Raw genomic sequence first — 17699 nt, 5'->3', positions numbered from 1 at the left:
CGGCGTCGACGGCGGTCTGGTCGAGTTCGAAGAGTTCGCGCAGCGCTTCGGCGTAGCTATCGCCGCCGGGGGCGCTGGCGAGTTGTTTGATCCGCACGGTCGGCGCGTGCAGCAGCTTGTCCACCACCCGCCGCACGGTGCGCGCCACCTCCTCGCGGTGGGCGCTCTGAAGGCCGGGCAGCCGGTTGTCCAGGCGCAGCAGCTCCGCCTCCACCACGTCGGCGGCGCGCTGGCGCAGCGCGGTCACCGTCGGGGTGACCTCGGCCATCCGCTGGCCGGCCAGGTAGGCGGCCACTTCGGCGGCCACGATGTGGCGCGCGGCGTGCACGTCGGACGCGGCGGCGTGCGCCGACGGCTCGTGCTGCACGCGGTCCACGTCGACGACCCACACACCGGGCAGGCCGGCGACCGCCGGATCCACGTCGCGCGGCATGCCCAGGTCGCAGATCACCAGCGGACGCGTCGACTCGTCGCGGCGGGCGGCGGCCAGCGCGTGGTGCACGTCGGCCAGCGTGATCACCGGGCTCACCGCGCCGGTGCAGCTGACCACGACGTCGGCGTCGGCGACCGCGTCGGCCAGCCGGTCGAGGGCCATCGCGTCGGCCTGCACACCGGATTCGCGGATCTTGCGGGCCAGCCGCTGCCCCCGGGACAACGACCGATTCAGGACGAGCACCCGCCGGACACCGGAGCGGGTCAGGTGGGCCGCGGCCAGGGCGCCCATCGCGCCGGCGCCGACCAGCGCGGCGGTCTTGCCCTCCAGGCCGCCCAGCCGGCGCTCGGCCATGTCGAGGGCGACCGACACCACCGAGGCGCCGGCCGCGTCGATCGCGGTCTCGGAATGCACCCGCTTGCCCACCGACAGCGCCCGTTGGGCCAGCTCGTGCAGCACCCGCCCGACGGTCCGATTGCCTTCCGCGGTGGCATACGCGCGGCGCACCTGGCCGAGCACCTGCTGCTCACCCACCACGGCGGAGTCCAGCCCGCTGGCCACCGCGAACAAGTGCTCGACGGCGGCCTCGCTGTACCGGACGTACGCGTATTTGGTCAGGTCCCCCATCGACATTCCGGAGTGATCCGACAGCACCTGCCCAATGGCCGCCAACCCGCCGTGGAACGCGTCCACCACTGCATAGACCTCGACCCGGTTGCATGTCGACAGCACCATCGCCTCGGTCACCAGCGGCGACTGCAACACTCGGTCGACGATCTTGCCCTGATCGGATTCGTCGATGCTGAGTTGTTCCAGGACGGAGACCGGCGCACTGCGGTGCGAAACCCCGAAGAGCAAGACGCTCACGGCAGCATCACCTGGCCAGCTCCCTTGCTTCCTCCAGTAACTGAACTGGTTTCCAAGGTAATCGTTTATCAGGTGGGCTACCAAATAATTGCCCGGTGGTCCTCATCTCCCCAGATCCGCGCGCAGCCGCGGCTCGTCGAGGTCCCAGTAGCTGTGCTCGCGGCCGTCGAGCAGGATCACGGGCAGCCGGTCACCGAATTCGGCCCGCAGCGCCGGGTTGCCGGCGGCCGGGCCGGCGTCGACGTCGGTCGTCGACAGGTCGAAGCCCAGCTCGGACGCCAGTTCCTCGAGCCGGTCGTGCACCCGCACGCAGAGGGTGCAGCCGTCGCGAGTCAGCAGTTCCACCTGCGGCCGTCGGGGGGCGTCGGTCATGGCCATCAGTCTGGCACCGGTGACTTGTGGGGACATCTGGCCGGCGTTACTTTCCGGTCATGGCCCTGCGAGTTGACCCGGCGGTGATGCAGAGTCACGCCGTTTCCACCGCCGGCGCGGCAGAGAACCTTTCGAGCCGCCTCGCTCAGCTGGACGATCAGGTGGGGCAGATGCTGGGCCGCTGGCAAGGCGCGTCCGGGACGGCGTATTCCTCCGCGTGGGAACTCTGGCATCGGGGCGCTCGCGAGGTTCAGCTGGGGCTGTCGATGTTGGCGCGCCTCGTGGGTGAGGCCGGCGAGGGCTATCAGGCCAACGAGGCCGGGTCCGCCGCGGCGGAGCGAGCGGTGCGCGGTGGCTGAGGCGTTTCGGGTGGATCCGCAGGCGTTGGCCGACTCGGTGCAGCGGATGGCCGACTTTCAGCGCTACGCCGAGGACATGATCACCGAAATCGATTCCCGCGTAACGCGTTTGCACACCACGTGGACGGGTGAGGCCGCGGCCGCGCACGCCGAGGCGCATCAGCACTGGGTGCGCGGCGAGGCGATGATGCGCGAGGCGCTGGCGCAGTTGAAGAAGGTGGCCGCGACCGCGCACGGCAACTACACCGGGGCGATGTCGACGAACCTCGGTATGTGGTCGTGACCAGATGGCGCCGCTGGCGTGTGACGCGACTGCGCTAGACCGCGCCGGTGCCACGGTGCTGGCCACCGGCGAGTCCATGGGATCGGTGATTTCGGCGTTGACGGCGGCGCTGGCCTGCAGCGCGGGCACGAGCTTCATGGCCACCGAGACCGCCGCGGGCGGCGGCACCATGGCAATGCTGTTGGCGGAGGCCACGCCAACACTCGACGATCAACGCGAGCAAAGCTCTCAGGAAGTCGACTCCGCCTACACCACAGATGCGAGCGGACATTGTCGAGTGTGCAGCTAGCTTCACGCTCGGCGCCGAGTGTGCGGCTAGCTTCACACTCGACAGCGCGGCATAGCCGAAGCCCCGCGGCACAACCGCCGGATAGGGTTGGATACCGGGACCCACTGGGTCGCCAGGCAACACAGCGATCTAGGAGGTTTGGCGATGACTTCCTCTGACCCCGTCGACGGAGACGTCAGTCGCGCTGACCTGGAGTCGCTGGCCGCCGACGCCAGCGCGGCCCGTGCGCTGGAGGACCTGCAAGCCGAAAAGGCCGCCACCGACGAGGACCGGCCCCAGCCGCCGATCGACCTGACCGCGGCCGCCTTCTTCGACGTCGACAACACCCTGGTGCAGGGCTCCTCGGCGGTGCACTTCGGCCGCGGGCTGGCCGCGCGCAACTACTTCACCTATCGCGATGTGCTCGGTTTCATCTATGCCCAGGCCAAATTCCAGGTCCTCGGCAAGGAGAACAGCAACGACGTCGCCGCCGGCCGTCGCAAAGCGCTCGCCTTCATCGAGGGCCGCTCGGTCGAACAGCTGGTGACGCTGGGCGAGGAGATCTACGACGAGATCATCGCGGACAAGATCTGGCCGGGCACTCGCGAGCTGACGCAGATGCACCTCGACGCGGGCCAGCAGGTGTGGCTGATCACCGCCACCCCTTACGAACTCGCGGCGACCATCGCGCGGCGGCTCGGCCTGACCGGCGCCCTGGGAACCGTCGCGGAGTCCGTCGACGGGGTGTTCACCGGCCGGCTCGTCGGCGACATCCTGCACGGGACCGGAAAGGCGCACGCCGTGCGGTCGCTGGCGATCCGGGAGGGCCTGAACCTCAAACGCTGCACGGCCTACTCCGACAGCTTCAACGACGTGCCCATGCTCTCGTTGGTGGGCACCGCCGTCGCGATCAACCCGGACGCACGCCTGCGCACACTGGCCCGCGAACGCGGTTGGGAGATCCGGGACTTTCGCACCGCCCGCAAGGCCGCCCGGATCGGGGTCCCGTCGGCGTTGGCGCTCGGTGCGGCCGGTGGTGCACTGGCCGCGGTGGCTTCCCGGCGGCAATCGCGCTGATAGGCTGCGCCGCTGAGACCTATTCGAGCGGAGAGCGACAGCGCTATGACAATCCCCAAGGGAGCCGAAGGGCTCATCGGCAGCCATTACCGGGCGCCGGATTACTTCCTCGTCGGCCGCGAGAAGATCCGGGAGTTCGCCCTCGCCATCAACAACGACCATCCGACGCACTTCAACGAGGCCGACGCCGCCGCGGCCGGATACGACGCGCTGGTAGCACCGCCCACGTTCCTCGCCATCGCGGGCCGGCGCGTGCAGCTGGAGATCTTCACCAAGTTCAGCATTCCGATCAACATCGCGCGGGTCATGCACCGCGACCAGAAATTCAAGTTCCACCGGCCGATCGTCGCAGGGGATAGGCTTTACTTCGACACCTATCTAGACTCGGTCATTGAGTCCCATGGCGCCGTGATCACCGAGATCCGTAGCGAGGTCACGGACGCCGAGGGCAAACCGGTCATCACCAGTACAGTCACGATGCTGGGGGAAGCCGCAAACAACGATGCCGACCACGAAGCAACCGTCGCGGCAGTCGCGTCCATATCAGCGGGAAAGTCCATATCAGCGGGAAAGTAGGTTCGAATCAATGACGTCACAGGGGGAAAGCGGTAGCACGCAACTGAAGCCGCCGGTCGAGAAGGTCCGGTCGCACTACGACAAATCGAACGAGTTCTTCAAGCTCTGGCTCGACCCGTCGATGACCTACAGCTGCGGCTATTTCGACGAGAATCCGGACCCCCAGAACCTGACCAAGACGCTGGAAGAGGCGCAGTACGCCAAGCGCAAGCTCGCGCTGGACAAGCTCAACCTCGAGCCAGGCATGACACTGCTCGACATCGGCTCCGGGTGGGGTTCGACGATGCGGCACGCGGTGGCCGAGTACGACGTCAACGTCATCGGCCTGACGCTCAGCGAAAACCAGTACGCCCACTGCGTGGCCGAGTTCGACAAGATGGACAGCCCCCGCCGCAAAGAGGTGCGGATCCAGGGCTGGGAGGAATTCCCCGGCGACGTACCGATCGACCGCATCGTGTCACTGGGTGCGTTCGAGCACTTCGCCGACGGCGCCGGTGACGCCGGGTACGAGCGGTACGCCACCTTCTTCAAGAAGTACTACGACCTGCTGCCCGACGACGGCCGCATGCTGCTGCACTCGATCGTGGTGCCGTCCGCCGAAGAGGGCAAGAAGATGGGCTTGCAGGTGAACATGACCCTGCTGCGGTTCATCAGCTTCATCCTCAAGGAGATCTACCCGGGCGGGAAGCTGCCTCAGGTCGACCTGGTCGACAAGTACGCGACCGACGCCGGTTTCAAGATCGAGCGCCACCACTTCATCGGCAAGAACTACGTCCCGACGCTGACCGCCTGGGGCGACGCGCTCGAGGCGCACAAGGAAGAGGCGATCGCGCTGAAGGGGCAGGAGACCTACGACATCTACCTGAAGTACTTGCGCGGCTGCTCCGACCTGTTCCGCGACGGCTACACCAACGTCTGCCAGTTCACGATGGTCAAGTAATTCGCCCGAAAAACGCCCCGGAAGCCATTGGCTCCGGGGCGTTTTCGCGTCGGCACCAAGCCGGATAGCGAACCGGGCGGGGCCGGTAAACGAAAAGCGTCAGCCGAAGAAGATGTTGCGACGGCCGGCGAGCAACCGGTACAGCGTCTGCTGGATGGTCTCGCGCACCTGATCGGTCAACTCGAAGGTGACCATCGGGTCCTCGGCGTCGGACGCGGCGTAGTCGTTGGTGTAGATCGGCTCGCCGAACGCGATGCGCCACTTCGACGGCAGCGGCACCAGGCCCGCCGGCCCGGCCAGCGGAAACAGCGGCGTGATCGGGAAGTAGGGCAGCCCGAAGAGCCGCGCCAGCAGCTTCACGTCGGTCAGCATCGGGTAGATCTCTTCCGAGCCGATGATCGAGCACGGGATGATCGGCGCCTTGGTGCGCAGCGCCGCGGTGACGAATCCGCCGCGGCCGAACCGCTGCAACCGGTAACGGTCCTCGAAGCGCTTACCCAACCCCTTGTAGCCCTCGGGGAACACGGCGGTGAGTTCGCCGGCGGCGAGCAGCCGGTGCGCGTCCGTGGTGCAGGCCATGGTGTGGCCGGCCTTGCGGGCGGCTTCACCCACGACGGGCAGGTCGAACACCATGTCGGCGGCGAGCAGCCGCAGGTCGCGCTGCGCGGGGTGCTCGTCGTGGACGGCGACCGACAGCATCAACCCGTCGAACGGCAAGACCCCGGCGTGATTGGCCACCACCAGTGCGGCGCCCTCGCTGGGCAGGTTTTCGACACCGCTGACCTCCACCCGGAACCACGACCGGAAGAAGAACCTCAGCAACGGCCGCACGATCGCGCTGTTGAAGTGCGGATCGAAACCGAACTCGTCGACGGTGTAGTCGCCGGTGAGCCGCTGGCGCATGAACCCGGCCACTGCGGCCACGCGCTGGGCGAGGTCGTTGAGCGGCACCTCCGACGAGCCGGCGCCGGCCGCACGCCGATGCTCATCGATCTCGCGAACGACGGCGGCGATCTGCTCGGCCGACGCCCGACCATTCGGATCCGAGAGCAAGGAGGGATGCTGGCGGGCGGACTCCGCGCGCTGATCGGCTCTCCGGCGTGCTGCTACCCGACCCCGATTCGTATGCAGCGGAATAACATTCGCTCTGCTTTCACCCGCCACGATTCCTACCTGACCCCACCCCACGGAATTGGATTTCGGCTGCCCCAGCGCTGAGCTAGGGATATGGCGCGACCTTCCAAGGAGCGTACCCGATGCGGATCGATAATGGGAGTCATGCCGCGGCCGCGAACGTAGTCGTCGAAGGCCTCGGCGGTCGTCCATTTCGGCTGATAGCCCAGCTCCGTCCGCATCCGGGTGGTGTCCATGACGCGGCCGTAACTCAGGTAGGCGAACTGATCGCGGCTGATCTCGTTGTAACGGTTAGCCCGTCTCAACGAATCGAGCGCCCACACGCCAAAACCGGGCACTGGCAACGGAATCCGGCCGGCCCGGCGGATCGCTTGCGACAGCATGATGATGCCGTCGGCGCCGATGTTGAACGTGCCGGCCTTGCCGGCCATCGCCGCGCGATCCAGCGCGCCCAGCGCATCCTGCTCGTGGAGCAACTGCAGCCGCGCGTCGCGGCCGAACATCGTCGGCACCAACGGCCCGGCCAGGTACCGCGACAGCGTGGTGTCCATCGCGGGTCCGATCATGTTGGCCAGCCGCAGGATCGTCACCGCGATATCGGGCCGGCGACGCCCCAGTCCGCGGGCATAGGCCTCGATGTCCAGGCTGTCCTTCGCGAAACCGCCGCGCAAGGGCCGGCGGCTCGTGCTGTCCTCGGTGAACATCACCGGATCGTGCGCGCTGGACCCATACACCTCAGACGTCGACTTGAGCACCACGCGCCGCACCGAGGGCGCCTTCTGACAGGCGGCGAACAGCTGCATCGCACCCATCACGTTGATTTCCTTCAACGCCGCGGTGCCCCCGGACCGCGGGGCGTACGACGCCGCGGCCGCGTGCACCACGGTGTCCACCTCGCCGTTGCGAATCACTTTGGCGATGAACGGGTTACGGATGTCGGCGCGGACGAACTCCGCGCGCCCCATCCGGCGGAGCATGTCCTTGCTGGGCGCGATCGCGTCCACGGCGATGACCGCGTTGATCATCGGGTTCTGCGCGAGCCGGGCCGTCAGGTAGCCGCCCAGGAACCGGCACGCACCGGTGACCAGCACCACCTTGGGGTAGTGCACCGTGTTGCTCGCGGTGTCGCCGGTTCCGGCGCCATCCCCACTCGACTGATCCACCCAAACAGCCTATCGACTCGGCAGAGACCGCAGCGGATGCCGCGGGCGGGCCTACTTGCCGAGTTTTCTGCGCTGCACCCGAGTGCGGCGCAACAACTTGCGGTGCTTCTTCTTCGACATGCGCTTGCGCCGCTTCTTGATTACTGAACCCATGAACTCCGCTATCTGACCCGTGACCTGTTTGCAGGATTGACCCGGACACTTTACCCGGCGGGACGCACCGAACACCAAACGGCGTCGGCGACCACCGAGCGAAGAGCGAAGTGCGGTTTCGGGTCAGCCCGCGTCGAAGTAAGACGTCTCCAGCATGTCGTGCACCGCCTTGGCGTGCACCCGGAAAGACCGCCCGACCCGGACCGCGGGCAGCTCGCCGTTGTGCACCAGCCGGTACACCGTCATCTTGGAGACCCGCATCAACGCGGCCACTTCGGCGACGGTCAAGAATTGTGTCCTGCCCTGCTGGCCCTCGCCGGAACCGGTGTCCCGCTTACCAGCAGAATCGCGCGCCGATGGCCCGTTCGTAGACGTCATCGCAACCCAATCGTGTCAGGCACCCGCAATGCCAGCGGCTTCCCCTCCGCTGGCACCCACACGTGCATACAAAGAGGAGAATAGCGGGACTAATGGGGTTACTGGTACTGGTGGGGGACAATCAGTTCAAATTTCTTGGATTACTCCGATGTAATTCTTAGCTGCTCAGAGCGCGTTTTGGCGGCCTGAACGGCCGCGTCGACGGCCGTCCGCAGGCCGCCCCGTTCCAGTTCCCGCAGCCCCGCGGCGGTCGTGCCGCCGGGTGAGGTGATGGTCGCCCGCAGCTGCGTCGCCGTGGCGTCCACGCGCAGCCCCGGGGTCTCGCCCTCCCCCGGCCGCCCGTCGGCGTCCATCCGTTCCAGCAGCATGGCCGCGGATCCGGCCATCGTCTGCGCCGTCAGGTCGGTGGCCACCTCCCGGCTCAGCCCGGCGGCCACCCCAGCGTCGATCAGCGCCTCGACCATCAAGAAGAAGTAGGCCGGGCCTGACCCCGACAGCGCGGTCACGGCGTCCATCTGGGCCTCGGGCACGGTCAGCACGCCACCGACGGAGTCGAACAGGGCCGATACCCCCTCGAGTTGCGGGGCGGTGACGAACCGGCCCGTGGCCAGCGCGGTCACCCCCGCGCCGACGAGCGCCGCCGCGTTGGGCATCGCCCGGACCACCGGTGTCCCGGCGGGCAGCTTCGATTCGAAATACGAGATGCCGATGCCCGCCGCGACGGTGACGAACACCTGCTCGGCGGTGTCGCTCTCGGACGCCGCCGCGGCCCGGGACAGCTCCGCCAGCACCGGCTCCACGTCGGTGGGCTTCACCGCGACCACCACGAAGGACGCGTTCTCCGCCGCGTCGGCCACCGAGGTGATCAACACCGAATAGGTGTCGGCCAGGTACTGGGCGCGCTCGGGCACGCGTTCGGCCACCACCAGGTCTTTGACCTGCCGGCCCGCGCGCAGCAGACCCGACAGCAGTGCCTCCCCGATGCTGCCGCCACCGATGATCGCGATTCTTGCCATGCCCGACAGCATCGCAGACACCGGCGTCTAACCAGCGGCAGGGACCAGCGCCAGTTGACGGGCTTGCACCACGAGGCGGCCCAGGCTGTCGACGACGGTGTGGTCCTCGTCGAACCAGTCGTGCCCGATCTCCGTGCAGGTCGCGATGATTCGCAGCCACCCGTCGGCGGGCAGCCCGCGCAGGAAGGCGGTCAGTTGGACGGTGGGCGCCCAGCCGGTGCGTTCCACGGCGAAGGTCACCGGCGCCGACAGATCCCCGCACATCAGCGCGAACAGGGCGTCCGGGGCGACGTCGCGGGGGCGCGCCCACATCTGGATCACCGGCGGGCCCCCGTCGGCCGTCGGACCCAGCGTCGACAGCACCGGTCGGACGTCGCAGCCCTCGCCGAGGTGCACCAGGCCGGCCAGCGGGTGGCCCGGCCCGATCGGGGCGATGTCGTCGGGCGGCTCGGGCGCCATCAGGTCCACCACCGGGTTGGCCGACAGCAGGGGCTTGGCGTCACCGTCGGGCGGAAAGTGTTCGGGCTCGCCGAGGTTGACTACGGCGTGCACGGCGGTCCGATCACCCTGGGTGAGCTCGACGTCGACGACGCTGATGCGGCGGCCGCGCTTGCGGATCGACGTCACCAGGTGCATCGGCCCCGGATCCGGGGCCCACAGGAAGCTCGCCGACACCGCGACCGGCTGCTGAACCGGTTCGAACTCGCTCGACGGCCCACCGCAGGCGGTGCGGGCGGCATTGGCGCAGAGCGCCAGCATGGCGCCGCCGTGCACCTTGGGACCGATGGTCCAGTGCTTGTCGAGCTCGCCCTCGAAGACGCCGGGGCCGACCTCCCGCAATGCCATCGCGGTGGTGAATAACGCGTTCATGGTCTCCTGGGTCTGTCAGCGCAGCAGGTGCGTGCGGGCGAACTGCAGCGATTCGGCGAGCATGCTCTCGCGCTCATTGGCTGAACGCGCGCTGGACGTGGAAACTTCCAGGATGACGTGGCCGGCGAAGTGGCTGCCGGCCAGCATCTGGCACACCTCGGCGGTGGGCTGGGTGCCGCGCCCGGGCACCAGGTGCTCGTCGGCGGGCAGGCCGCTGCCGTCGCACAGGTGCAGGTGCACCAATCCGCCGCCCATCCGCTGTGCCATGTCCAGCGAGTCGCTGCCCGCGGTCGCGGTGTGGGACAAGTCCAGCGTGTAGTGGGCGTGGTTGCCGTCCAGCGGGTCGTAGGAGGGTGCGAACGCCGAGATCGCCGGGCCGGGGCCGCCGCCCCGCCTGCGCATCCGCTCCAGCGATTGGCCCGAGCCGAAGAACCGGTCCGCCCGGAACGGGAACATGTTCTCCACCGCGATCAGCACGTCACTCGAGGCTTCCAGCTCGGCGACCTGGTCGCTGAACCCCTCGGCGTAGCGCCGCTGCCAGCGAAACGGCGGATGCACGACGACGGTCTGCGCGCCGAGTTGTTCGGCGGCCCGCACGCTGCGGTCCAGCTTGGGGATCGGGTTGGCGCCCCACACCCGCTGCGAGATCAGCAGGCAGGGCGCGTGCACGGACAGCACCGGGACGCGATAGCGCCGGGACAGCTTTTCGATGGCGTCGATGTCCTGGCTGACCGACTCGGCCCACACCATCAGCTCGACGCCGTCGTACCCGAGCCGCGCGGCGTACTCGAACGCGGCCTCGGCCCGCAATGGGTACACCGAAGCCGTTGAGAGTCCGACTTTGATAGCTGGGCGCAACGGTCTGTGTGGTCCCCGGTCCGCCTAGCCCGACTGCAACGACAGCGCCAACGGGCCCAGGGTGATCAGCGCCCCCACCGCGACCGCGATCAATGTGCTCGCGATGTCCTCGGTCTTGCGCACCACCCGGACGCCGACGACCAGGCCGAGGATCACCAGCACCGAGAGCACCAGCGCCACGATGCTGTTCCAGCGCCACAGCTCGTCGAAGGCGACGAACAGGCCGGCGCCGAAGGCCACGGCCAGGATCGACTGGAAGACGACCAGGCTGCCGCGCCACAACGCCTCGAACCTGCCCGGGCCCGCGTGGGCGTCGGTCGCCGTGGCCACCCCCTCGGTCGCGCCGTCGGGGTGGTCCTCGTCGCGCTCCTCGTGCGGCAACAAGCCGGCGGCGAACGGGTCCTCCGCGTCCTCTTCGTCCTCGTCGGCCTCGGTCTGCAGGTAGGAGCGCACATAGGCGGAATCCTCCAGCGCGGGCTCGGCGTCGCGGACCTCCGAATCCATCACGTCCACCGGCAGATCGGTGTAGTGGTCCAGCGGATCGGGATTCATGTCCTCGGCGCCCGATTGCCCGATGCCGTTGGTCTCCCCCGCCTCGCCGTGGCTCAGCGGGCGCGGGTACGCGCTGCGCTCGGGGCCGGAGGCCTTCTTGGGCTGAGACGGCGACTTGGGCCAACGCGGCTCGGGCTGCGACCAGTACGCGGCCGCGGGCTTGTCTTCGGTTTGCTGCTCGGCCTCGGTTTCCTCGGCGGCCGGCCGTTCGGCCGTGCGCGGGTCCTCGTCGTCGTCACGGATGATCGGGATCTCACCGGTCAGCTCGGCGACGGTGACCGCGTCGCTATCGCCGCGCCGCCTGCGCCTGCGCCGCGTGACCGCGGGGGCGCCGATGGTTCCGTTCCTGGCCAGAAGTTCGGCCACCGAGATCGGCCGAGTGCCGGGGCTCTCGGTCTCGGAGTGTGGTCCGGTCATGCTTTGTCGCCTCTCGATCGGTTGCCGTCCCGATCACCTGCCTGGCCTCCAGCATCGCGCACGGATCGCTTCATGAGGGGCGTTCCGTCGGCTTCGCTGTCGAGTTTGCGCAAGATGAGACCTTCCCGTAACGCCCACGGGCAGATATCCACCGATTCGATCGACAGCGCTCGCATACTCGCCTCCGCCACCAGCGCACCCGCCACGATCTGTGGCGCGCGCTCGGCGCTCACCCCTTCCAGTTCTGCCCGGTCAGCGGTCGTCATCCTAGAGATGAAAGATATGAGTTGCCTGAGGCCGTTTGCTGTGAGCGTCCTCTTCACCCGCGGTCCTGCAGCCGACGGCGCCGCGCCCGTCAGCCGCGCGAGCGAGCGAAACGTCTTCGACGTCGCCACCGCCAGGTCGGGCGCGCCGGCGTCGAGCACCTGCTCGCTGGCCTCGGCGAGCTCGGCGTCCAGCCAGTCCCGCAGCATCCCGACCCTGCGCCGCCCGGGCGGGTCGTCGGGTAGCCATTCGCGGGTCAGCCGGCCGGCGCCCAGCGGCAAAGACAGCGCCACCTCGGGCTCCTCGTCGACGCCGCTGGACATCTCGAGCGAGCCGCCGCCGATGTCGAGGTTGATGATCCGCCCCGCGCTCCAGCCGTACCACCGGCGCACCGCCAGGAAGGTCAGCCGCGACTCGTCGACCCCGCTGAGCGCCTCCAGCTCGACGCCGGTTTCCTTGCGGACGCGGGCGAGCACGTCGTCGGAGTTCACCGCGTCGCGCAGCGCCGAGGTGGCGAACGCCATCAGCTCGGCGCACCCGGAGCTGTCCGCGATCTTGGCGAACTCGTCGATCGTGGAGATCAGCTTCTCGGCGCCGCGCTTGGTGATCTTGCCCGAGCTGTCGATCGACTCGGCCAATCGCAGCGTGGCCTTCGTCGAACTCATGGGCGTGGGATGCCCGCCACGGTGCGCATCAACCACCAAGAGGTGAACCGTGTTGCTGCCCACGTCGAGCACGCCCAATCGCACGGGAAACAACCTAGTCGGATACGGGTGGGCCGCGCGTTGCGGCCCGCTGGGGACGTTGCCGATCTTGATCCGTCGGGCCCCGAGTGTCAGCGGGCCGAAGAGCCGGTTTTGTCGACTAACGTGGACGCCGTGGCGAATTCCTACCCTGAGCCGGGACACGAGGTCGAACTGGACTTCGCCCGTGAGTGGGTGGAGTTCTATGACCCGGACAACCCCGAGCACCTGATCGCGGCCGACCTCACCTGGCTGCTGTCGCGGTGGACTTGCGTGTTCGGCACGCCCGCCTGCCACGGCACGGTGGCGGGCCGCCCGGACGACGGCTGCTGCTCGCACGGGGCGTTCCTGTCCGACGACGACGACCGCGCCCGGCTCGACGACGCCGTGCAGCAGCTGACCGACGAGGACTGGCAATTCCGCGAAAAGGGCTTGGGCCGCAAGGGGTATCTGGAGCTCGACGAGCACGACGGGCAGCCGCAGTACCGCACGCGCAAACACAAGGACGCCTGCATCTTCCTGAACCGGCCCGGCTTCCCCGGCGGCGTCGGATGCGCCCTGCACAGCAAGGCCCTCAAGCTCGGCGTCGCGCCGCTGACCATGAAGCCCGACGTCTGCTGGCAGCTGCCGATCCGGCGCAGCCAGGAGTGGGTGACCCGGCCCGACGGGACCGAGATACTCAAGACCTGGGTCACCGAATACGACCGCCGCGGTTGGGGTTCCGGCGGCGCCGACCTGCACTGGTACTGCACCGGCGACCCCGGCGCCCACGTCGGCGCCAAGCAGGTGTGGGAGAGCATGGCCGACGAGCTCACCGAGCTGCTCGGCGCCAAGGCCTACGCGGAGCTGGCGGCGATGTGCAAGCGCCGCGGCAAGTTGGGGCTCATCGCGGTGCATCCGGCTACTCGGCTCGCCGAGTAGCACCAGTCTTGTTGTAGGACAAGAGCATTCGCTGCGCGCTGGCGTGCAGGTACGCCTCGACCGCCGCGGCGGCCCCCGCCTCGTCGCCCGCCAGCACGGCCTCGGTGATCGCGCTGAGGCCGGCCACCACGGGCGCGGCGTCGTCGTAGGCGGCGGTCAGTTCGTGCTCCCGGCCGCCGAAAGCGTCCTCGACCCAGCGATACAGCAACACCAGCGCACGGTTGCGGCTGTGCTGGATGAGCGTCCGAAAGTAGGCGAGGTCGGCCGCCTGGCGCGCCTGGACGCTATCGGCGTCGCGGACCGCCGCCAACGCGGCGCGCAGCGCCTCGGCATCCTCGGGCGCGCCCCGTCGCGCGGCCGACCGGCCGATCAACGGCCCCAAGGCGGCCCGGATCTCGAACAGTTCCACGAGGAACTCCGGCCCCAGCTTGCGGACCAACGCCTCGACGACCGCGGGGTGGGTGAGCCCGTGCGGGTCGGCGACCACGTTGCCGCTGCCGTGCCGGGTCTCGATCAGCCCCATCTCCTGCAGCCGGGCCAGGCCTTGGCGCAGCGACGTGCGGTTGACACCGAGCTGTTCGGCCAGGTCCCGCTCGGGCGGCAGGGCCGTACCCGGCGGAAACGCGCCGTCGAGGATCGCGTCGGTGATCGACGCGGCGATCTGTTCATCGACGCGCTGGCGGTCGGGCGGGCGCAGCGGACTTGACTGGTTCATTGGCTCAACCAATATAGTGGACGCATCCACGGAAGGTGAGCAATGGACGGCGACACGCGATTGGCGGCGGCCCCACGCTGGCGCGGCAAGGCCGGCCGCCTGGAGGTCTGGTACGCCACCCTCTCGGATCCGGCGACGCGCGCCGGGCTGTGGGTGCACTGCGAGACGGTCGCCCCGCTCCGGGGCGACGCCTACGCGCACGGCTGGGCCACCTGGTTCCCCGCCGACGGCCCGCCCCGCACCGAGCGGTTCGGTCCCGCGCCCGCCCAGCCCCCGTCCGGCCCCTGGTGGTTCGACGCCGCGGGCGCGCGGGTGGGCGACAAACAGCTGACCGGGCGCGCCGGCTCGCTCGCCTGGGACCTGTCCTGGGCCGAAACGGGCGCACCGCTGTGGACGTTTCCCCGCGCGGCCTGGGACCGCGAGCTGCTGCCGGGCGCCCAGGTCGTCCTCGCCCCCACCGCCGACTTCGCCGGCTCGCTCACCGTGGCCGACACCGCCTTGCGCCTCGAGGGGTGGCGCGGCGGGGTCGCCCACATCTACGGGCACGGCAACGCCAAGCGCTGGGGATGGGTGCACGCCGACCTCGGCAACGGCGATGTGGTGGAGGCGGTCAGCGCCGTCTCGCACAAGCCGGGGTTGCGCAGGCTGGCCCCGCTGGCGTTCGTCCGGTTTCGCATCGACGGAAGGGATTGGCCCGCAGGTCCATTGCCGTCACTGCGGATGCGGACCACCCTCGGCGTGGCGCACTGGCAGCTGGAGGGACGCATCGGCGGCCGGCGGGTGCTCATCCGGATCGACCAGCCGGCGGAGAAGTGCGTGAGCCTGGAATACACCGACCCCGACGGCGGCAGGGCGGTGTGCACGAACACCGAACAAGCCGACGTCCACATCGAGATCGACGACCGGCAATGGTCGGTGCTGGGCACCGGGCACGCCGAGGTGGGCCTGCGCGGCGATGCGGCGCCGGATGTCAACGAAAGGATCCCGACATGAGCTTTCTGCTCGACCCACCACTGCTGTTCGCCTCCGGCGTGCTCATTGAGCGGCGGCTGCCCGCCGACCAGCGCGACGTTGCGGAGGCCGCCACCCTGGGCGTCTTCTTCGGCGGGTCATTCGGGCTCTACAACAACGTGCCCGGCCTCGGGGTGCTGTGGCGCCCCTTCCGCGCCCGCAACGGCCGCGACTTCATGTGGAACAGCGGCATTTTCCGCGTGGACACCGCCAAGGCGGAGTGGCCCCTGCACGCTGCGGCGGGCGCCATCTTCGCCACCTACCCGTTCTTCATCAAGCTGGGCCGCCGCCTCGCGCGGCTGATATGAGCCTGGTCGGCTCGTTCGGCACCGCGCTGCTGCCCGAGGAACTCGGCGGCCCGGCGGCCTCCGAGCTGACGCAGCGCGTCGAGCGCTACCTGCGGCAGCTGCCGACGACGTCACGGGTGGCGGCGCGTGCCGGGCTGCTCACGCTGGCCGCGGCCAGCTACGTCACCACCGGCCGGTCGATGTCGCGGCTCGGCCCCGACCGACGCGAGCAGGTGCTGCGCCGGGTCGCCGCGCTCAGTCCGGACGCCGGCGCGGCCGTCGAGGCATTGAAGGCGATCGCGTTGCTGGCCAACGGCGCGGAAACCTATGCGCCCGAGCTTCTTTCGCACGCGAGCCAGCACGGGACGGCACGGCCAGATTCGGCGTTGAACATCGCCTCGTCGGCCGAGAGCCGCTCCGTCGTCACCGCCGACGCGGTGATCGTGGGGTCCGGCGCCGGCGGCGCGATGGTGGCCCGCTCCCTGGCGCGGGCCGGACTGGACGTCGTCGTCCTCGAGGAGGGACGCCGCTGGACCGTCGGGGAATTCCGGACCACCCATCCGATCGATCGCTATGCCGGGCTGTACCGCGGGGCCGGCGCCACCGTCGCCCTGGGGCGCCCGTCGGTGGTGCTGCCCATCGGCCGGGCGGTCGGCGGCACCACGGTGGTGAATTCCGGCACCTGCTACCGCCCGCCGCCGGCGGTGCAGCGGCGCTGGCGCGACGACTTCGGGCTCACCCTGGCCGATCCCGACCGGCTGGGCGAGCGCCTCGACGACGTCGAGCGCACGCTGCAGGTCGCCCCGGTGCCGCTGGAGATCATGGGCCGCAACGGCCGGCTGCTGCTGGACGCCGCCGCCACGCTGGGCTGGCGGGCGGCGCCCATTCCGCGCAACGCACCGGGCTGCGAAGGGTGCTGCCAGTGCGCGATCGGGTGCCCGCGCAACGCCAAGTTCGGCGTGCACCTCAACGCGCTGCCGCAGGCGTGCGCGGCGGGCGCGCGGATCATCTCCGAGGCCCGCGTCGAGCGGGTGCTGCACCGGCGCGGGCGCGCCCGCGGCGTGCGGGCCCGCCGGCCCGACGGCACGGCACTGGACGTCCTGGCCGACACCGTCATCGTGGCGGCCGGCGCCACCGAGACGCCGGGATTGTTGCGGCGCAGCGCTTTCGGCTCGCACCCGCGACTCGGCCGCAACCTGGCGCTGCATCCCGCGACGATGCTCGCGGGGCGCTTCGAGGACGACGTCGTCGCCTGGCACGGGGTGCTGCAAAGCGCCGCGGTACACGAGCTGCACGAGTCGCACGGCGTGCTGATCGAGGCCACGTCCACCCCGCCCGGAATGGGCTCGATGGTGTATCCCGGCTACGGCGCCGAGCTGCTCGGCTGGCTGGACGCCGCGCCCCGGGTGGCCACGTTCGGCGCCATGGTGGCCGACCGCGGTGTCGGGTCGGTGTCCACGGTGCGCGGTGAGACGCTGGTGCGCTACAACATCGCCCCCACCGACGTCGGCAAGCTCGTGGTGGCGATCGAGGCGATGGGCCGGCTGTTGTTCGCCGCCGGCGCGACCGAGGTGCTCACCGGTCTGCCCGGCGCGATGACGGTGACGTCGCTGCCCGCCCTGCGGGATGCGTTGCGGCGCAGCGATCCCCGAAGCCTGCACCTGGCCGCCTTCCACCCGACCGGCACGGCCGCCGCGGGCGCCGACGATCAGTTGTGCCCGGTCGACGAGGCGGGGCGGTTGCGCGGCGTGGACGGCGTGTGGGTGGCCGACGCCTCGATCCTGCCGAGCTGCCCGGAGGTCAACCCGCAGGTGTCGATCATGGCGCTGGCGCTGGGCGTGGCCGACGAGGTGATGGGTGCCCGGTGATCGTCGCCATCAACGCCGGCCGAAACGTACGCCCGGGCCGGGCGGCGTCGACGCGGGCGTCCGGTAGAGCACGCGGAGCCGCCCTCGCCTCCGGGGCGTTCGTCGTCCAGGCCGCGGGCACCGACAGCGGACCGAGTGAATCCGCGTCACCCATCCCGGCGGACGGGGCACCGA

General features: G+C 69.6%; 23 protein-coding genes. 10 read left to right on the top strand and 13 right to left on the bottom strand.

The window, feature by feature from the left end:
- Positions 1-1300: glutamyl-tRNA reductase (locus tag A9X05_RS12210; RefSeq protein ID WP_067781612.1), on the bottom strand; the 1300-nt coding region annotated here is incomplete at its 3' end.
- 102 nt (positions 1301-1402) lie between these two features.
- Positions 1403-1672: a glutaredoxin family protein gene (locus A9X05_RS12205; protein ID WP_067781615.1), complete on the bottom strand. Its 270-nt coding sequence runs from the start codon at positions 1670-1672 to the stop codon at positions 1403-1405.
- A gap of 59 nt (positions 1673-1731) precedes the next feature.
- Between A9X05_RS12205 and A9X05_RS12200 the strand changes: the two genes are divergently transcribed.
- The 6 genes from A9X05_RS12200 to A9X05_RS12175 all read left to right on the top strand — a co-directional run bounded on the left by A9X05_RS12200 (position 1732) and on the right by A9X05_RS12175 (position 5175).
- The gene (locus tag A9X05_RS12200) at positions 1732-2031 is read left to right on the top strand and encodes a WXG100 family type VII secretion target (protein WP_067757718.1); all 300 of its coding nucleotides are present in this window, start codon (positions 1732-1734) and stop codon (positions 2029-2031) included.
- Entirely contained in the window at positions 2024-2314 is a 291-nt protein-coding gene (locus A9X05_RS12195) for a WXG100 family type VII secretion target (protein ID WP_067757715.1), read from the top strand. Before A9X05_RS12200 ends, A9X05_RS12195 begins: the two co-directional genes overlap by 8 nt.
- Before the next feature lie 4 nt (positions 2315-2318).
- The gene (locus A9X05_RS32595; protein WP_067757712.1) at positions 2319-2603 is read left to right on the top strand and encodes a hypothetical protein; all 285 of its coding nucleotides are present in this window, start codon (positions 2319-2321) and stop codon (positions 2601-2603) included.
- A 144-nt stretch (positions 2604-2747) separates the two neighbouring features.
- Positions 2748-3659, top strand: a complete 912-nt coding sequence (locus tag A9X05_RS12185) for an HAD family phosphatase (RefSeq protein WP_067757709.1) — start codon at positions 2748-2750, stop codon at positions 3657-3659.
- Positions 3660-3704: 45 nt separating this feature from the next.
- The gene (locus tag A9X05_RS12180) at positions 3705-4235 is read left to right on the top strand and encodes a MaoC family dehydratase N-terminal domain-containing protein (RefSeq protein ID WP_067757706.1); all 531 of its coding nucleotides are present in this window, start codon (positions 3705-3707) and stop codon (positions 4233-4235) included.
- 10 nt (positions 4236-4245) lie between these two features.
- The gene (locus A9X05_RS12175) at positions 4246-5175 is read left to right on the top strand and encodes a cyclopropane mycolic acid synthase family methyltransferase (RefSeq protein WP_067757703.1); all 930 of its coding nucleotides are present in this window, start codon (positions 4246-4248) and stop codon (positions 5173-5175) included.
- Between the two features lie 99 nt (positions 5176-5274).
- Here the strand turns inward: A9X05_RS12175 and A9X05_RS12170 are convergent, their stop codons facing one another.
- The 9 genes from A9X05_RS12170 to A9X05_RS12135 all read right to left on the bottom strand — a co-directional run bounded on the left by A9X05_RS12170 (position 5275) and on the right by A9X05_RS12135 (position 12729).
- Positions 5275-6363, bottom strand: a complete 1089-nt coding sequence (locus A9X05_RS12170) for a lysophospholipid acyltransferase family protein (protein WP_197499036.1) — start codon at positions 6361-6363, stop codon at positions 5275-5277.
- Positions 6345-7472: an SDR family oxidoreductase gene (locus tag A9X05_RS12165; RefSeq protein WP_067757697.1), complete on the bottom strand. Its 1128-nt coding sequence runs from the start codon at positions 7470-7472 to the stop codon at positions 6345-6347. Before A9X05_RS12165 ends, A9X05_RS12170 begins: the two co-directional genes overlap by 19 nt.
- 51 nt (positions 7473-7523) lie before the next feature.
- Positions 7524-7625: an AURKAIP1/COX24 domain-containing protein gene (locus A9X05_RS29645; protein WP_003402602.1), complete on the bottom strand. Its 102-nt coding sequence runs from the start codon at positions 7623-7625 to the stop codon at positions 7524-7526.
- A 123-nt stretch (positions 7626-7748) separates the two neighbouring features.
- Positions 7749-8003, bottom strand: coding sequence for a cell division/environmental response transcriptional regulator (locus A9X05_RS12160; RefSeq protein WP_046185670.1), 255 nt, complete (start codon positions 8001-8003; stop codon positions 7749-7751).
- 140 nt (positions 8004-8143) lie between these two features.
- On the bottom strand, positions 8144-9019 hold the full coding sequence (gene proC, locus A9X05_RS12155; RefSeq protein WP_197499035.1) for a pyrroline-5-carboxylate reductase: 876 nt from the start codon (positions 9017-9019) through the stop codon (positions 8144-8146).
- 27 nt (positions 9020-9046) lie between these two features.
- Positions 9047-9889, bottom strand: a complete 843-nt coding sequence (locus tag A9X05_RS12150) for a thioesterase family protein (protein ID WP_067757691.1) — start codon at positions 9887-9889, stop codon at positions 9047-9049.
- A 15-nt stretch (positions 9890-9904) separates the two neighbouring features.
- Complete coding sequence (locus A9X05_RS12145) at positions 9905-10747, bottom strand: sugar phosphate isomerase/epimerase (RefSeq protein WP_067757688.1); 843 nt, start codon at positions 10745-10747, stop codon at positions 9905-9907.
- Positions 10748-10771: 24 nt separating this feature from the next.
- Complete coding sequence (locus A9X05_RS12140) at positions 10772-11716, bottom strand: hypothetical protein (protein ID WP_067757685.1); 945 nt, start codon at positions 11714-11716, stop codon at positions 10772-10774.
- On the bottom strand, positions 11713-12729 hold the full coding sequence (locus tag A9X05_RS12135; protein WP_067306251.1) for a Ppx/GppA phosphatase family protein: 1017 nt from the start codon (positions 12727-12729) through the stop codon (positions 11713-11715). The genes A9X05_RS12140 and A9X05_RS12135 overlap by 4 nt, the downstream gene beginning before the upstream one ends.
- 120 nt (positions 12730-12849) lie before the next feature.
- Here A9X05_RS12135 and A9X05_RS12130 point away from each other — a divergent pair, with 120 nt between their 5' ends.
- Complete coding sequence (locus A9X05_RS12130; RefSeq protein ID WP_067757682.1) at positions 12850-13644, top strand: hypothetical protein; 795 nt, start codon at positions 12850-12852, stop codon at positions 13642-13644.
- Here A9X05_RS12130 and A9X05_RS12125 read toward each other — a convergent pair.
- Entirely contained in the window at positions 13625-14359 is a 735-nt protein-coding gene (locus A9X05_RS12125) for a FadR/GntR family transcriptional regulator (protein WP_067757678.1), read from the bottom strand. The two genes, A9X05_RS12130 and A9X05_RS12125, sit on opposite strands and share 20 nt — an antisense overlap.
- A gap of 42 nt (positions 14360-14401) precedes the next feature.
- On the opposite strand from A9X05_RS12125, the gene A9X05_RS12120 reads away from it, so the two are divergent.
- The 3 genes from A9X05_RS12120 to A9X05_RS12110 are packed head-to-tail and all read left to right on the top strand — an operon-like array spanning position 14402 to position 17525.
- A complete protein-coding gene (locus tag A9X05_RS12120) occupies positions 14402-15352 on the top strand; it encodes a hypothetical protein (protein WP_067757674.1) in 951 nt (316 codons plus the stop codon).
- Positions 15349-15678 carry a hypothetical protein gene (locus A9X05_RS12115; RefSeq protein WP_067757671.1) on the top strand — a complete coding sequence of 110 codons (330 nt, stop codon included), beginning with the start codon at positions 15349-15351 and terminating at the stop codon, positions 15676-15678. The genes A9X05_RS12120 and A9X05_RS12115 overlap by 4 nt, the downstream gene beginning before the upstream one ends.
- Positions 15675-17525, top strand: a complete 1851-nt coding sequence (locus tag A9X05_RS12110) for a GMC family oxidoreductase (protein WP_067781609.1) — start codon at positions 15675-15677, stop codon at positions 17523-17525. The genes A9X05_RS12115 and A9X05_RS12110 overlap by 4 nt, the downstream gene beginning before the upstream one ends.
- Here the strand turns inward: A9X05_RS12110 and A9X05_RS32690 are convergent.
- The gene (locus A9X05_RS32690; RefSeq protein ID WP_368664926.1) at positions 17476-17679 is read right to left on the bottom strand and encodes a hypothetical protein; all 204 of its coding nucleotides are present in this window, start codon (positions 17677-17679) and stop codon (positions 17476-17478) included. The genes A9X05_RS12110 and A9X05_RS32690 overlap by 50 nt on opposite strands.
- Positions 17680-17699: the final 20 nt, after the last annotated feature.

This window comes from Mycobacterium sp. E3298, from assembly GCF_001666895.1.
Taxonomy (GTDB): domain Bacteria; phylum Actinomycetota; class Actinomycetes; order Mycobacteriales; family Mycobacteriaceae; genus Mycobacterium.
This window is presented reverse-complemented; position numbering and strand designations above follow the sequence as displayed.

Bases quoted from the DNA above. Each gene is read 5' to 3' on its own strand.
- A9X05_RS12205 (WP_067781615.1), bottom strand. From the start codon at position 1,672: ATGACCGACGCCCCCCGACGGCCGCAGGTGGAACTGCTGACTCGCGAC.
- A9X05_RS12200 (WP_067757718.1), top strand. From the start codon at position 1,732: ATGGCCCTGCGAGTTGACCCGGCGGTGATGCAGAGTCACGCCGTTTCC.
- A9X05_RS32595 (WP_067757712.1), top strand. From the start codon at position 2,319: ATGGCGCCGCTGGCGTGTGACGCGACTGCGCTAGACCGCGCCGGTGCC.
- A9X05_RS12185 (WP_067757709.1), top strand. From the start codon at position 2,748: ATGACTTCCTCTGACCCCGTCGACGGAGACGTCAGTCGCGCTGACCTG.
- A9X05_RS12180 (WP_067757706.1), top strand. From the start codon at position 3,705: ATGACAATCCCCAAGGGAGCCGAAGGGCTCATCGGCAGCCATTACCGG.
- A9X05_RS12175 (WP_067757703.1), top strand. From the start codon at position 4,246: ATGACGTCACAGGGGGAAAGCGGTAGCACGCAACTGAAGCCGCCGGTC.
- A9X05_RS29645 (WP_003402602.1), bottom strand. From the start codon at position 7,625: ATGGGTTCAGTAATCAAGAAGCGGCGCAAGCGCATGTCGAAGAAGAAG.
- A9X05_RS12160 (WP_046185670.1), bottom strand. From the start codon at position 8,003: ATGACGTCTACGAACGGGCCATCGGCGCGCGATTCTGCTGGTAAGCGG.
- proC (WP_197499035.1), bottom strand. From the start codon at position 9,019: ATGGCAAGAATCGCGATCATCGGTGGCGGCAGCATCGGGGAGGCACTG.
- A9X05_RS12150 (WP_067757691.1), bottom strand. From the start codon at position 9,889: ATGAACGCGTTATTCACCACCGCGATGGCATTGCGGGAGGTCGGCCCC.
- A9X05_RS12140 (WP_067757685.1), bottom strand. From the start codon at position 11,716: ATGACCGGACCACACTCCGAGACCGAGAGCCCCGGCACTCGGCCGATC.
- A9X05_RS12125 (WP_067757678.1), bottom strand. From the start codon at position 14,359: ATGAACCAGTCAAGTCCGCTGCGCCCGCCCGACCGCCAGCGCGTCGAT.
- A9X05_RS12120 (WP_067757674.1), top strand. From the start codon at position 14,402: ATGGACGGCGACACGCGATTGGCGGCGGCCCCACGCTGGCGCGGCAAG.
- A9X05_RS12115 (WP_067757671.1), top strand. From the start codon at position 15,349: ATGAGCTTTCTGCTCGACCCACCACTGCTGTTCGCCTCCGGCGTGCTC.
- A9X05_RS12110 (WP_067781609.1), top strand. From the start codon at position 15,675: ATGAGCCTGGTCGGCTCGTTCGGCACCGCGCTGCTGCCCGAGGAACTC.
- A9X05_RS32690 (WP_368664926.1), bottom strand. From the start codon at position 17,679: ATGGGTGACGCGGATTCACTCGGTCCGCTGTCGGTGCCCGCGGCCTGG.